Raw genomic sequence first — 12,648 nt, forward strand, 5'->3', positions numbered from 1 at the left:
CGGCGCTGGTTCGCAACACCCCAGGGCCCTGTCGGATTGTCAGATACACCGGTTGCGTGCTCCTACTGTAGGGGACGCCTAGGGGTCGACCCTGAGCTGCCCCGAGGACCGGGCCGCCCGGCCTCCGCCTGGGGGAGGAGGGCCCGGACCCGGCCTCTCCTCCCCGGGTATGCCGTACGGACGGTCCCCGCGCATGACGCCAGGGGCGGGCGCGCCGCCGTAGCGTAGGAGCAGCGGTGGGCGGGGAACTCGTCCCCCGAGGCCCCACCCGCCGCGACCTCCGCCGGCGCCGCGCCGCCGCTGACCATGAAGCAGATGACGAGAGTTGGGATGCCGTGTCCGTGCAGCTGGAAGGACGAGTACGCCGCCGCCGGAGGATCGACGGCCCCCGCAACCCGCTGGTCGCGCTCGCCATCGCCCTGCCCGTCGCCGCACTGCTGGCCTTCGCCTTCGGCGGCTGGTCCCAGTTCGAGACCCAGGCCACCTCGGTCGTCCAGCTGATGGGGCGCTGATCGGGGCAGCAGGGAACACGAGAACGGGAAACAAAGAAGGCCGCCACCGGAGGACCGGGGCGGCCTGACTGCTGTTTTCCTGCCTGCTGTGGTGCGCGATACTGGGATTGAACCAGTGACCTCTTCCGTGTCAGGGAAGCGCTCTCCCGCTGAGCTAATCGCGCGGGTGGTGATGCCGTGGTGCGGTACTGCAAAGCCCCGCAGGACGGGGGACGTGCGCGATACTGGGATTGAACCAGTGACCTCTTCCGTGTCAGGGAAGCGCTCTCCCGCTGAGCTAATCGCGCGGGTGGTGATGCCGTGGTGCGGTACTGCAAAGCCCCGCAGAGCGGGGGACGTGCGCGATACTGGGATTGAACCAGTGACCTCTTCCGTGTCAGGGAAGCGCTCTCCCGCTGAGCTAATCGCGCGGGACGACAGCAGTGACGACGCTGCCGGTACTGCTTGTCTCGATCCTACTGTGAGGTGGAGACGGGATTTGAACCCGTGTACACGGCTTTGCAGGCCGTTGCCTCGCCTCTCGGCCACTCCACCGAGTCAAGAGCCAACCTACAGCCCTCTACCGAGCGGATGACGGGATTCGAACCCGCGACCCTCACCTTGGCAAGGTGATGCTCTACCACTGAGCCACATCCGCGTGATCTCCGTTCGGCGTTCCGCTCGCTTCCTTGCGGTCCGCGTCCTGGCGACGTGTTGAACTTTAGCGGATTCCCCGCCCAGCTCAAATTCCGTATCCCCGGCGACCTGCGGCGAGCCCTCCCCGGAGCCCGGCGGACACCCGTCGCAGGCGCTCCCAGCGGCGGGAACCTAGACTTCGGCAGCGCGGCGACCCCGCCTCCCCCGCACAGAATCAGAGCCGACCGTGATGCACCCCCTTTCGCCGCCCGCTGCCATGGCCCGCTTCGGCGGGCGCGTCGCCACCGGACTGCTGGACGTCACCGACGACCCGGCCGCCCTGGACAGCGAGGGCTTCTGGGCCGTCGTCGCCGGCTTCGACGGCCGGCTCACCTGCGCCCGCTTCGCCGAGCTGCGCGCCGACCGGCCGTACGCCCCCGCCGACGGCTGGCACGGCCCGGCCCGGTCCGCCTGGCGCAGCTCGCTGGACCGGGCCGGGTACACCGCCGGGGTCCGCCGCATCCGCGAGCACATCGCCGCCGGCGAGGTCTACCAGGTCAACCTCTGCCGGGTGCTGTCCGCCGCGCTGCCCGACCCGGACCGCGCCGACGTGGACGCCCTCAGCACGCTGCTGGCGCACGGCAACCCCGCCCCCTACGCGGGCACGGTCCGGCTGCCCGGGCACGGGGTGGAGGTGGCCACCGCCTCGCCCGAGCTGTTCCTGAGCCGTCGGGACGGCGTCGTCGCCTCCGGCCCGATCAAGGGCACCGCCCGGACGGAGGCGGAGCTGCTGGAGAAGGACTACGCCGAGAACGTCATGATCGTCGACCTGGTCCGCAACGACCTCGGCCGGGCCTGCGCTGTCGGCAGCGTCAGCGTGCCCGACCTGTGCGCCGTCGAGAAGCACCCGGGCCTGGTCCACCTGGTGTCCACGGTCGAGGGCCGGCTGCGCGCCGACGCGGGCTGGCCCGCGCTGCTGGACGCCGCCTTTCCGCCGGGCTCGGTCACCGGCGCGCCCAAGTCCAGCGCGCTCCGGGTGATCGACGCCCTGGAGACCGCCGCCCGCGGCCCCTACTGCGGCGCGGTGGGCTGGGTGGACGCCGACCGCGGCGAGGCCGCGCTGGCCGTCGGCATCCGCACCTTCTGGCTGGACCGGACCGACCCCGGCGGGCCCGCGGTGCGCTTCGGCACCGGGGCCGGGATCACCTGGGGCTCCGACCCCGAGGGGGAGTGGGAGGAGACGGAACTCAAGGCATCCCGGCTGCTTGCGGTAGCGTCCACGCCAGGCGGCTGACGGGACGGACGACCGACGGGACAGCCGACCGACGAGAAAGGAGCCCGGCCGTGCGGATCTGGGTCAACGGTGAACTGCTGGACTCGGCCGAGGCGACGGTGTCCGCCCTCGACCACGGCCTGACCGTCGGCGACGGCGTCTTCGAGACGGTCAAGGCCGTCGACAGCCGCCCCTTCGCACTCGGCCGCCACCTCGACCGGCTGGAGCGCTCCGCCCGCGGCCTGGGCCTGCCCGCGCCCGACCGCGAGCTGGTCCGCGCCGCCTGCGCCGAGGTGCTGGCCGCCGACCCGGTCCCGCTCGGACGGCTGCGGATCACCTACACCGGCGGCCTCGGCCCGCTGGGCTCCGAGCGCAGCGGCGAGGGCAGCACCCTGGTCGTCGCCCTCAGCGCGAGCGAGCCCCGCCCGGAGACCGCCGCCGTCGTCACCGTCCCGTGGACCCGCAACGAGCACGGCGCGCTCGCCGGGATCAAGACCACCTCGTACGCGGAGAACGTCATCGCCCTGGCCCGCGCCCAGGAGCACGGGGCGAGCGAGGCGATCCTGGCCAACACCGCCGGACGGCTGTGCGAGGGCACCGGCTCCAACATCTTCGTCGTCCTCGACGGGCAGGTGCTCACCCCGCCGCTGTCCTCCGGCTGCCTGGCCGGGATCACCCGCGCCCTGGTGCTGCAGTGGAGCGACGCGCAGGAGGCCGACCTGCCGCTGTCGGTCCTGCACGACGCCGAGGAGGTGTTCCTCACCGGTTCGCTGCGCGACGTCCAGGCGGTCTCCCGGGTGGACGACCGCGAGCTGCCCGGCGCGCCGGGACCGGTCACCGCCCGGCTGATGGCCGTCTTCGCCGAGCGCTCCGCAGCCGACCTGGAGCCCTGACCACGATGACGACCACGCTGCGCCCCCTGACACCGGAGCAGCCGACGCCGGACGGCGGCAAGGGCCGGCTGTTCGCCGTGTGCGTCAACGGCCGCCCGGTCGGCCGGGTCACCGCCACCGTGCACGGCGGCCCCGGCCCGCGGGTGGGCGCCATCACCGCGCTCGGCATCGACCCGCCCGACCGGGGGCGCGGCCGGGGCACCATCGCGGCCCTCGCCGCCGAGGAGGTGCTGCGCGGCTGGGGCTGCGCCCGGGTGGACGTCGAGATCGCCGAGCAGCCCGGCGAGGACCCGGACCGGGTGCTGCGCTTCGCCGGGGCCCTGGGCTACACCGCGCGGTCCAGGAACATGCTCAAGGTGCTCCCGGACAGCCTGCCGCAGCTGCCGTCCGGCACCCACGGCCGGCCGATGACCGCCGAGGAGTTCCCCGGGTGGCTGGCCGCCGAGTCCCAGGACTACGCCGAGCTGCAGATCCGCAACGGCCTCAGCCCCGAACAGGCCCGGGCCCGGTCGGACGCCGACCACCGGCGGGTGCTGCCCTTCGGCATGGCCAGCCCGAACACCCTGCTGCGCCGACTGGAGGCGGCCGGGCAGGCCGTCGGCAGCGTCTGGCTCAACACCGACGTCGGCCGCTCGCCGGACCGGCTCCAGCTCGGCTGGGTGTTCGACGTCCGGGTCGACCAGGCCCAGCGGGGCCGGGGGTACGGCCGGGCGCTGATGCTGCTCGCCGAGCGCGAGTGCCTGGACGTCGGCCTGCGCCGGCTGGGCCTGAACGTCTTCGTCGACAACGCCCCGGCCGACGCCCTGTACCGCTCGCTCGGCTACCGGACCTTCCGGCACGTCCTGTACAAGCAGCTCTAGCCCGGCCGGCAGGGCGGGTCACGGCGCGCCGAGCAGCTCCGTGATCCGCTCCCGCAGCCCCTGCTGGCTGCTGCCGCCGTCCAGCCGGACGCCCGCGACCAGGTAGGTCGGGGTGCCGGTCACGCCCAGCGCCTTGCCCTCGGCGTGGTCGGCGTCCACGGCCAGGATGTGCCGCCCGTCGATCAGCGCCGTGTCCATCTCCTCGGCGTCCAGGCCCAGCTCGCGGGCGACCTCCAGCAGCAGCTCCTCGCCGCGCCCGGCCAGCTCCCCGGTCCTGGCCAGCACCGCTTCCACGTACGGCCACCCGCTGCCCTGCTCGAACGCCTCCTCGGCGGCCTGGGCGGCGGCGAACGCGTGCTGGTGCCGCTCCAGCGGGAAGTGCCGCAGCACGATCTCCAGCCGGTCGCCGTACGCGGCGCGCAGCGCCCGGACGTCGTCCAGCGCGGTGGCGCAGTCGGGGCACTGCAGCTCGCACCAGTATTCGACTCGGGGCAGGGAACCTTCGCTCATGGCGGTAAGTCTCCCATTTGCGGGCAGCATGGAGGTGACCGCATCCGCGTGCGCGCAGGCGGACGCGTCGGCGAAGGAGGCAGGGACTGATGACTGCGATCGTGTGCGTGGCGCTGACGGCGGCGGCGCTGGTCATCGCCGTCCTGTCGGCGACCCGGCACCGGTACCGCCGGGCGGTGCGCTGGGTGGCCGTCGCCCTGGTGCCGACCGGGCTCTACCTGACCGGGCTGCTGACCATGTTCACCCGGATCGGCCACGCCATCGCCGACTGGGCGGCCGATCTGGTGTTTGACCCCCGGGTGTGGACGGGCGTGGTCATGCTGGGCGCGGCCGTGCTGCTGGGGCTGGCGACCGCGGTGGGACGCCGCCGCAGGAGGGCCAGGGCCGTGGAGCAGGCCGGGAACGCGCGTGCGGTGCCGACGGGGGCGGGCCCGGCCCCGGGCGCCCTGGCCGCCGGAGCCCCGGCGGCGACCAAGGGCGCGAAGGCCGCCAGGAAGCAGGCCGACGACGAGTTCGGCGAGTTCTCCGACGTCGAGGAGATCCTCAGGCGCCGCGGGCTGTGACCCCGGCCGGGGCGGCGGCGTCGGCCGCGTCCGCCGCCGTGCGCTGGCGTGCCCGGTAGGCGGCGACGTGCAGCCGGTTGCCGCAGGTGCGGCTGTCGCAGTAGCGCCGCGAGCGGTTCCGGGAGAGGTCGACGAAGACGTGGGAGCAGTCCGGCGCCTCGCAGCGGCGCAGCCGCTCGCGCTCCCCGGCCACCACGATGAAGGCCAGCGCCATCCCGGCGTCGGCGGCCAGGTGGTCGGCGAGGCCCGCGCCGGGGGCGAAGTAGTGCATGTGCCAGCCGTGGCCGTCGTGGTTGGTCAGCCGGGGGGTGGTGCCGGCCCGCGCCACCAGGGCGTTGACCAGCTCGGCCGCCGCCTCCGGCGACTGCGCCCGGAACACCCCGTGGAACTCGTCCCGGACCCGCCGGACGGCCTCCAGATCGCCACCGCCGAGCTCGCCGACCTCGCTGACGTCGCGCTCCACGACGAAGCGGCGCAGTGCGGCCACGTCCGGCAGCCCCTCGTGCCCGCAGGCCTCCGGGGCGGTGTTCAGCAGTACCACGAGCGTGTCGAGTGCGTACTCGGTGTCGTGGGTGATCAACACGTCGGGACTCCCTGGCGGCGTCACGCCCGTGGCCTCTCATGGCCGGGCCCTGGAGCGGTGACTCTACCCCCGGGCGGGCGGCGGCGCGCCGAAGCCGCCGTCGTCCCGGGCGGACGTCGGCGGCGCCGGTGGTTGTGCGGTCCGTGCCCCCGAGTAGCACGGCTGCGCACGGTAGGAGGGAAGGACCGTTTCAGCTCTCCGCGAGGATGTGCGAGAGTTCCCGGTCCAGATCGAAGTGACGGTGCTCGGTGCCGGGGGGCACCGCGGCGTCCGTCCGCTTGAGGAAGGACTCCAGCGCGCGCGCCGGGGCTTCCAGCAGGGCCTCTCCTTCCGGAGAGCTCAGGGCGATGCAGACGACGCCTTGTCCGTGGCTGCGGGAGGGCCAGACACGGACGTCACCGGTCCCGGTCGGCCGATGCAGCCCCTCCGCGAGGAGGTCACGGGCGAACACCCAGTCGACGGTTTCGTCGGCGCCCGTGTGGAAGGTGGCGTGCACGGCATAGGGGTCGGCGGTGTCGTAGCGCAGGCCCGCGGGGACGGGCAAGGAAGACTCGCTAGACACGATGAGGCGCAGGTGCAGCTCGCAGCTGACCGTGGTGTTCATAAGCGCCAGGGCCTTTCGCTCAGTGTGCGCTCGGGGATCGCACGTCGGCGAACGGACCATCCCACCTGGGAGACCGCTGTAAACCCCTCTGTCCCGATTAGTACGCACCTGGTACCCCTTCCGGCGCATCAGTCCCACCGGCTGCATGCGCGCCCTGACCCTCCGCAGCCCCCAGCTGCCCTCTGCCGCAACGGTTCCGGTCCCGGCAGGCGCTCCGGGCCGGTCCGCCGAGGGCCCGGGCCGGGCCGAGGCGGGGTTCCGCCGAGACGGTTTCCGCCACCTCCGCCGGTGCGGCCGGGCGGGCCTGAGCAGCGAGGTCAGGAGCACGGCACCGGATGCGGTAGGGTTTTCTCTGTGCCCAGGCGGCGCCCGCGCGATTAGCTCAGTGGGAGAGCGCTCCGTTCACACCGGAGAGGTCGCTGGTTCGAACCCAGCATTGCGCACATCGGGACAAATCCCCGCAGATCCATATCTGCGGGGATTTGTGCTTTTATCTGCGGCACCTATCTGCCGCGCCCCCGATCGGAAGCCGATTGTCGATCTCTGCTGCGGCAATGCTAATGTTCTCTCCGTTGCCCCGCGCGATTAGCTCAGTGGGAGAGCGCTCCGTTCACACCGGAGAGGTCGCTGGTTCGAACCCAGCATTGCGCACCGCGGAACACCGAAGGCCCCTCGCACGCGAGGGGCCTTCGCCCGTCTCCGATGCCTCTGCGGAACCGGCGGCCCGTCAGGCCGCCTGGTCCAGCTGTCGGCGCAGCGGCCAGCAGGTGTCCACCACCTCCGCCGAACCGCTGCTGCTGAACCACTTCTGCAGCCCCCGCGCCTGCGCCGCGTGCCACACCGCCTGCCGCAGGTGCAGCTCGGCCGGGGTCAGTTCGGCCAGCCGCTCCGCATGCCGTCGGCCTATCGCCCGGACCAGCTCCATCGCCGCTGTGGCGTCCGCCGCCGCGTCGTGCGCGTCCTGCAGCGCCACCCCGTAGTGCTCGCACAGGTCGGACAGCCGCCGCCGGCCCTTGCGGTAGCGGTCCAGGTGCTTGTCCAGCACCCGCGGATCCAGCACCAGCAGCGGCGCGCCGCTCACGTACTGCCCCAGCGGAGCCCCCTGGTGCCGCCTCAACTCCCGGTCCAGCAGCGTCAGATCGTAGGGGGCGTTCATCACCACCAGCGGTAGGCCCAGCCGCGCCGCCTCCGCCAGCGCCCGCGCGACCTCCTCCAGCACCAGCCGCGCCGGACGCCCGTGGCGCCGCGCCCAGTCGTCGGTCAGCCCGTTGACGGCCGTGGCCCCGGCCGGGATCGGCACGCCCGGATCGGCCACCCACTCCCGGCGCAGCACCGGCGCGCCCGCCGAAACCTGCGTCACCAGCGCCGCGGTGACGATGCGGTCCTGCTCCACGTCCACGCCGGTGGTCTCGGTGTCGAAGGAGGCGAGCGGCCCCTCGTACCAGTGCGTCATGGCGGCCTCCCCCGCGAGCGGCCACCCCCGTGGTGGTCACACCCTGCTGATACCCGGTCACCAGCCGCGTTCAACCCTCGTGACCGCCAGGCAGTTTCGCCGGTCCCCGGAGCGGAGATGACACCAGGTGACGGCCCGTCCGGTCTGGACGGACGGTCGTCGCTGGACGGGGACGGCGGCCATGGCGCTGACACAACCCGGACCGGACGCGCCACCTCCGCAGTGGGGCGGAGCCGGGCCGGGGCAATCGATGCGGGGTCAACTCGCAGTCACCTCCTGCATGGAGACGCTCCAAGTGGGATACCTGCACGCGGTCGCCGCAGCCGCGGGCTGCGCCCTCGCCTCGCCCTTCCCGGACAACGGGATCGACTGGCACGTCAGCCACGGCAGTCCCGAGCACAGCGAGGACGACGAGGCCACCATCAAGGTCCAGTTGAAGTGCACCTACCAAATCCCGCCCCATCCCGGCGGGACCGCGTTCAGCTTCACCCTCGACAACGACCACCTGCGCAAACTCGCCCACGCCCGGGTCGCCGTGCACAAGATCCTGGTGGTGATGCTGGCCCCGCGCGAGGTGGACCAGTGGCTGCTCGCCCGGCCGGACCGCCTGGAACTGCGCCACTGCTGCTACTGGGTCAACCTGGCAGGGCACCCGGTCACCGGCAAGCGCCGGACGAATGTCCGGATCCCGACCGAGCAGGTCTTCGATGACCGGGCCCTGTGCGCCATCATGGCGCGTGTGGGGGCAGGTGGACGACCATGAGGGAACCGGCCTCCACGGGAGGGAAGGTGTGACGGAGATGCGGCGCGACACCCGACCGGAGGCCACGGCCCCCGTACCGGCACGGACGGCGCGGACCACCCGCGTCCGCCGGGCCGGGGCCGAGACGTCCGACGACCCCGCGCTGCCCGATCCGGCACGCGTCGACCCGGACGTCCTGCTGACGCTGCTGGTCCGGCACGGCTGGTGCCGCCGGGGCGGCGCCGAGGGCCGCTACAGCCGCTGGTCGCCGCCGGACGACCGGGAGCCGGACACCAGCGTGCTGGTCCCGGCCGACCGCTCCTTCGAGGACAGCGCCGACCTGCTGGACGAGGCCGTCGGCGCGCTGGCCCGCTCCGGGGTGCCCTCCGCCCGCGCCATCCTGGCGGCGCTGCTGGTCCCCGGCGACGAGATCCACTGGCGGCGGGAGACCCCCGGCGTCGGCGGGGCCGTGCCCTGGGCCGCCGAGGAGGAGTTGCGCGCCGCCGCCACCGCCATGCTCTCCGCCGCCGCCAAGGCCGGACGCACCCGCGCCGCCTACTTCGGGGCCCGGCTGGACACCTTCGCCGCCGAGTTCCTGGACCGGGTGCTGGTGGTCGCCCCCGGCACCGGCGCCGGGCGGCTCACCGCCTACACCCCCGCGCCCGAGGACCGGGCCTCGGCCAAGACCCTGGTCCGGGCGCTGGAGGCGACCCGGGACGCGGTCGACTTCCAGCGCGCCACCGGCCGCGTCGACGCCTTCGACGACGGCGTCATGCTGGGCGTCAGCCGGGAGCTGATCGCCTCCGTGGTGCAGCTGGTGCGCGGCAGCGAGGGAGCCAGGATCACCCTCGCCTGGTCGCCCGCGGTCGGCGTGCCGCAGGGCTTCGGCAACCGTCGGCTGCTGCTGGAGTTCTCGCCCGGGGACCTGCCCGCCCTGGAGGCGGCGGAGGAGCGGCTGGAGCGCATCGAGCCCGCCGTGGACGTCGAGGTCACCGGCGCGGTGGTGCGGCTCAAGCGGCAGCAGCCCGGCGGCAGCGGCGTGGTGCGGCTGCGGCTGCTGGCCGGGGCCGAGGTGGACGAGGTGCGGGTACGGCTGGACGAGGCGGACTACCGCACCGCCGTGGAGGCGCACCTGGCCGGGGTGCCGGTACGGCTGCGCGGGCGGCTGGAGCGCAAGGGCGGCTTCCGCCGGCTCAGCGAGCCCGCCGGGCTGGCCCCGGTCGAGCTGGACGACGCCGAACGCGAGCGGATGCTGAAGGCGCTGCGGGTGGCCGACACGGCCGAGGGCTGACCGGGGCGCGGCTGGTCCGGGGCGCGGGATATCCGTGCGCGGACGGGCCCGCGCTCTCGGTACCATCGTGATCGCAGCACACCCGCTGCCCATGCATGCAAGCCGAGAGTCAGGAGAGTCCGGTGTCGGACGTCCGTGTGATCATCAGCCGCGAACCCGATCGGGAAGAGCGCGTGGTGACGACGGGCACCACGGCAGGCGACCTCTTCCCCGGCGAGCGCGCCGTCATCGCCGCCCGCGTCGGCGGCGAACTGCGGGACCTCGCCCACGTCCTCGCCGACGGCGACGAGGTCGAGCCGGTCGCCGTCGACAGCGCCGACGGCCTGTCGATCCTGCGCCACTCCACCGCGCACGTCATGGCCCAGGCCGTGCAGGAGATCTTCCCCGAGGCCAAGCTGGGCATCGGCCCGCCGATCAAGGACGGCTTCTACTACGACTTCGACGTCGAGAAGCCGTTCACCCCCGAGGACATCAAGGCCATCGAGAAGAAGATGACCGAGATCGTCAAGCGCGGCCAGCGGTTCTCCCGCCGGGTGGTCACCGACGAGGCGGCCCGCGAGGAGCTGGCCGCCGAGCCCTACAAGCTGGAGCTGATCGGCCTCAAGGGCAGCGCCTCCACCGAGGACGGCGCGGACGTCGAGGTCGGCGCCGGCGAGCTGACCATCTACGACAACCTGGACCCCAAGAGCGGCGAGCTGTGCTGGCGCGACCTGTGCCGCGGCCCGCACCTGCCCAGTACCCGCATCCCGGCGTTCAAGCTGATGCGCAGCGCGGCCGCCTACTGGCGCGGCAGCGAGAAGAACCCGATGCTGCAGCGCATCTACGGCACCGCCTGGGCCACCAAGGACGACCTCAAGGCGCACCTGGACTTCCTGGAGGAGGCCGCCAAGCGCGACCACCGCAAGCTCGGCGCCGAGCTCGACCTGTTCTCCATCCCCGAGCAGATCGGCTCCGGCCTGGCCGTCTTCCACCCGCGCGGCGGCGTCATGCGCCGGGCCATGGAGGACTACTCGCGCACCCGGCACGAGCAGGCGGACTACGAGTTCGTCTACACCCCGCACGCCACCAAGGGCACCCTCTTCGAGACCTCGGGCCACCTGGACTGGTACGCCGACGGCATGTACCCGCCCATGCAGCTCGACGAGGGCGTGGACTACTACCTCAAGCCCATGAACTGCCCTATGCACAACCTGATCTTCGACGCGCGCGGCCGCTCCTACCGCGAGCTGCCGCTGCGGCTGTTCGAGTTCGGCACGGTCTACCGCTACGAGAAGTCCGGCGTGGTGCACGGCCTCACCCGCGCCCGCGGCTTCACCCAGGACGACGCGCACATCTACTGCACCCGCGAGCAGATGGCCGACGAGCTGGACTCGCTGCTGACCTTCGTGCTGGACCTGCTGCGCGACTACGGCCTCACCGACTTCTACCTGGAGCTCTCCACCAAGGACCCGGAGAAGTTCGTCGGCACCGACGACGCCTGGGAGGAGGCCACCGAGGTGCTGCGCCAGGCCGCCGAGAAGCAGGGCCTGCCGCTCACCCCCGACCCGGGCGGCGCGGCCTTCTACGGCCCGAAGATCTCCGTCCAGGCCCGGGACGCCATCGGCCGCACCTGGCAGATGTCCACCATCCAGCTGGACTTCAACCTGCCCGAGCGCTTCGACCTGGAGTACACCGCGGCGGACGGCTCGCGCCAGCGCCCGGTGATGATCCACCGCGCGCTGTTCGGCTCGATCGAGCGCTTCTTCGCGGTGCTGCTGGAGCACTACGCCGGCGCCATGCCGCCGTGGCTCGCCCCGGTCCAGGCGGTCGGCATCCCGATCGGCGACGCCCACGTCGACTACCTGCGGGAGTTCGCGGCCGAGGCCAGGGCCAAGGGCCTGCGGGTGGAGGTGGACTCCTCCAACGACCGGATGCAGAAGAAGATCCGCAACCACCAGAAGCTGAAGACCCCGTTCATGGTCATCGTCGGCGACGACGACATGGCCGCCGGGACGGTCTCCTTCCGCTACCGCAACGGCGAGCAGAAGAACGGCATCCCCCGTGACCAGGCCCTCGCCGAGATCGCCGACGCGGTCGAGCGGCGCGTCCAGGTCTGACCCGTTCCCGCCGCGGCGGGCATGCCAGGGGCGGTCCCTACCGGGCCGCCCCTGCGCCTATGCTGATCCACATGACGACGGAGCCGGAGCAGCAGAACGGAGTGGGCGTGCCGGACGCATTCGGACGCCTGTGGACTCCCCATCGGATGGCCTACATCAAGGGTGAGAACAAGCCCACCGGCCCGGCGGCCACCGACGGCTGTCCGTTCTGTGCCATCCCGGCGATGTCCGACGAGGACGGCCTGATCCTGCACCGGGCCGGGCACGCCTACGCGGTGCTGAACCTCTACCCGTACAACTCCGGCCACCTGATGGCCGTCCCGTACCGGCACGTGGCCGACTACACGGAGCTGACCCCGGAGGAGACCGCCGACGTCGCCGCGCTGACCAAGCAGGCGATGACGGCGCTGCGCACGGCCTCCGGCGCGCACGGCTTCAACATCGGGATGAACCAGGGCGTGGCCGCGGGCGCGGGCATCGCCGCGCACCTGCACCAGCACGTGGTGCCCCGCTGGGGCGGCGACACCAACTTCATGCCGGTGATCGGCGCGACCCGGGTGCTGCCGCAGCTGCTGGCCGACACCCGCAAGATGCTCGCCGACGTCTGGCCGTCGGCCTAGCGCCCTCGCCCTCCGATCCTGCCGGGCGCACGG

13 protein-coding genes and 7 tRNA genes are annotated in these 12,648 nt (G+C 72.9%); 11 read left to right on the forward strand and 9 right to left on the reverse strand.

Annotation, left to right across the window (positions count from 1 at the left end; translation table 11 throughout):
* Positions 1–335 precede the first annotated feature (335 nt).
* Entirely contained in the window at positions 336–512 is a 177-nt protein-coding gene (locus tag GXW83_RS12170) for a hypothetical protein (protein ID WP_182447745.1), read from the forward strand.
* 89 nt (positions 513–601) lie between these two features.
* Here GXW83_RS12170 and GXW83_RS12175 read toward each other — a convergent pair.
* The 5 genes from GXW83_RS12175 to GXW83_RS12195 all read right to left on the reverse strand — a co-directional run bounded on the left by GXW83_RS12175 (position 602) and on the right by GXW83_RS12195 (position 1,149).
* Positions 602–676: transfer RNA gene (locus GXW83_RS12175), tRNA-Val, on the reverse strand.
* A 51-nt stretch (positions 677–727) separates the two neighbouring features.
* Positions 728–799 (reverse strand) — tRNA-Val (locus GXW83_RS12180).
* Positions 800–850: 51 nt separating this feature from the next.
* Positions 851–922 (reverse strand) — tRNA-Val (locus GXW83_RS12185).
* 53 nt (positions 923–975) lie between these two features.
* Positions 976–1,046, reverse strand: a tRNA-Cys gene (locus GXW83_RS12190).
* A 31-nt stretch (positions 1,047–1,077) separates the two neighbouring features.
* Positions 1,078–1,149 (reverse strand) — tRNA-Gly (locus GXW83_RS12195).
* A 228-nt stretch (positions 1,150–1,377) separates the two neighbouring features.
* Here GXW83_RS12195 and GXW83_RS12200 point away from each other — a divergent pair.
* Genes GXW83_RS12200 through GXW83_RS12210 form a run of 3 tightly spaced genes read left to right on the forward strand, consistent with a single transcriptional unit; the run spans position 1,378 to position 4,153 of the window.
* On the forward strand, positions 1,378–2,421 hold the full coding sequence (locus GXW83_RS12200) for a chorismate-binding protein (RefSeq protein ID WP_182447248.1): 1,044 nt from the start codon (positions 1,378–1,380) through the stop codon (positions 2,419–2,421).
* Positions 2,422–2,471: 50 nt separating this feature from the next.
* Positions 2,472–3,293, forward strand: coding sequence for an aminotransferase class IV (locus tag GXW83_RS12205; protein WP_182443097.1), 822 nt, complete (start codon positions 2,472–2,474; stop codon positions 3,291–3,293).
* 5 nt (positions 3,294–3,298) lie between these two features.
* Positions 3,299–4,153: a GNAT family N-acetyltransferase gene (locus tag GXW83_RS12210; RefSeq protein ID WP_182443098.1), complete on the forward strand. Its 855-nt coding sequence runs from the start codon at positions 3,299–3,301 to the stop codon at positions 4,151–4,153.
* A gap of 18 nt (positions 4,154–4,171) precedes the next feature.
* Here GXW83_RS12210 and GXW83_RS12215 read toward each other — a convergent pair whose 3' ends face one another.
* Entirely contained in the window at positions 4,172–4,663 is a 492-nt protein-coding gene (locus GXW83_RS12215; RefSeq protein ID WP_182443099.1) for a DsbA family protein, read from the reverse strand.
* An 89-nt stretch (positions 4,664–4,752) separates the two neighbouring features.
* On the opposite strand from GXW83_RS12215, the gene GXW83_RS12220 reads away from it, so the two are divergent.
* Positions 4,753–5,226 carry a hypothetical protein gene (locus GXW83_RS12220; protein WP_225446924.1) on the forward strand — a complete coding sequence of 158 codons (474 nt, stop codon included), beginning with the start codon at positions 4,753–4,755 and terminating at the stop codon, positions 5,224–5,226.
* Here GXW83_RS12220 and GXW83_RS12225 read toward each other — a convergent pair.
* Positions 5,207–5,809, reverse strand: a complete 603-nt coding sequence (locus GXW83_RS12225) for a CGNR zinc finger domain-containing protein (protein WP_182443100.1) — start codon at positions 5,807–5,809, stop codon at positions 5,207–5,209. The two genes, GXW83_RS12220 and GXW83_RS12225, sit on opposite strands and share 20 nt — an antisense overlap.
* A 190-nt stretch (positions 5,810–5,999) precedes the next feature.
* The gene (locus GXW83_RS12230) at positions 6,000–6,413 is read right to left on the reverse strand and encodes an SsgA family sporulation/cell division regulator (protein ID WP_034091203.1); all 414 of its coding nucleotides are present in this window, start codon (positions 6,411–6,413) and stop codon (positions 6,000–6,002) included.
* 371 nt (positions 6,414–6,784) lie between these two features.
* Between GXW83_RS12230 and GXW83_RS12235 the strand changes: the two genes are divergently transcribed.
* Positions 6,785–6,856 (forward strand) — tRNA-Val (locus GXW83_RS12235).
* Positions 6,857–6,992: 136 nt separating this feature from the next.
* A tRNA-Val gene (locus tag GXW83_RS12240) sits at positions 6,993–7,064 on the forward strand.
* A 76-nt stretch (positions 7,065–7,140) separates the two neighbouring features.
* Here the strand turns inward: GXW83_RS12240 and GXW83_RS12245 are convergent.
* Positions 7,141–7,866 carry an exonuclease domain-containing protein gene (locus GXW83_RS12245; RefSeq protein WP_182443101.1) on the reverse strand — a complete coding sequence of 242 codons (726 nt, stop codon included), beginning with the start codon at positions 7,864–7,866 and terminating at the stop codon, positions 7,141–7,143.
* Positions 7,867–8,047: 181 nt separating this feature from the next.
* On the opposite strand from GXW83_RS12245, the gene GXW83_RS12250 reads away from it, so the two are divergent.
* From GXW83_RS12250 to GXW83_RS12265, 4 genes are all read left to right on the forward strand, one after another.
* Positions 8,048–8,629 carry a DUF4365 domain-containing protein gene (locus GXW83_RS12250; protein ID WP_182443102.1) on the forward strand — a complete coding sequence of 194 codons (582 nt, stop codon included), beginning with the start codon at positions 8,048–8,050 and terminating at the stop codon, positions 8,627–8,629.
* Between the two features lie 37 nt (positions 8,630–8,666).
* The gene (locus GXW83_RS12255) at positions 8,667–9,899 is read left to right on the forward strand and encodes a hypothetical protein (RefSeq protein ID WP_225446926.1); all 1,233 of its coding nucleotides are present in this window, start codon (positions 8,667–8,669) and stop codon (positions 9,897–9,899) included.
* Between the two features lie 122 nt (positions 9,900–10,021).
* Positions 10,022–11,995 (forward strand): threonine--tRNA ligase, encoded by a 1,974-nt coding sequence (gene thrS, locus GXW83_RS12260; protein ID WP_182443103.1) that lies wholly within the window; start codon positions 10,022–10,024, stop codon positions 11,993–11,995.
* Positions 11,996–12,054: 59 nt separating this feature from the next.
* Positions 12,055–12,615 (forward strand): HIT domain-containing protein, encoded by a 561-nt coding sequence (locus GXW83_RS12265; protein ID WP_182443104.1) that lies wholly within the window; start codon positions 12,055–12,057, stop codon positions 12,613–12,615.
* Positions 12,616–12,648: the final 33 nt, after the last annotated feature.

This window comes from Streptacidiphilus sp. PB12-B1b (assembly GCF_014084125.1).
In the GTDB taxonomy this organism is placed as follows: Bacteria; Actinomycetota; Actinomycetes; order Streptomycetales; family Streptomycetaceae; genus Streptacidiphilus.

What these genes read in the sequence shown, in the direction of transcription:
- GXW83_RS12200 (WP_182447248.1), top strand. Translation starts at nt 1,378, where the DNA reads ATGCACCCCCTTTCGCCGCCCGCTGCCATGGCCCGCTTCGGCGGGCGC.
- GXW83_RS12210 (WP_182443098.1), top strand. Translation starts at nt 3,299, where the DNA reads ATGACGACCACGCTGCGCCCCCTGACACCGGAGCAGCCGACGCCGGAC.
- GXW83_RS12215 (WP_182443099.1), bottom strand. Translation starts at nt 4,663, where the DNA reads ATGAGCGAAGGTTCCCTGCCCCGAGTCGAATACTGGTGCGAGCTGCAG.
- GXW83_RS12220 (WP_225446924.1), top strand. Translation starts at nt 4,753, where the DNA reads ATGACTGCGATCGTGTGCGTGGCGCTGACGGCGGCGGCGCTGGTCATC.
- GXW83_RS12230 (WP_034091203.1), bottom strand. Translation starts at nt 6,413, where the DNA reads ATGAACACCACGGTCAGCTGCGAGCTGCACCTGCGCCTCATCGTGTCT.
- GXW83_RS12245 (WP_182443101.1), bottom strand. Translation starts at nt 7,866, where the DNA reads ATGACGCACTGGTACGAGGGGCCGCTCGCCTCCTTCGACACCGAGACC.
- GXW83_RS12250 (WP_182443102.1), top strand. Translation starts at nt 8,048, where the DNA reads ATGGCGCTGACACAACCCGGACCGGACGCGCCACCTCCGCAGTGGGGC.
- GXW83_RS12255 (WP_225446926.1), top strand. Translation starts at nt 8,667, where the DNA reads ATGCGGCGCGACACCCGACCGGAGGCCACGGCCCCCGTACCGGCACGG.
- GXW83_RS12265 (WP_182443104.1), top strand. Translation starts at nt 12,055, where the DNA reads ATGCTGATCCACATGACGACGGAGCCGGAGCAGCAGAACGGAGTGGGC.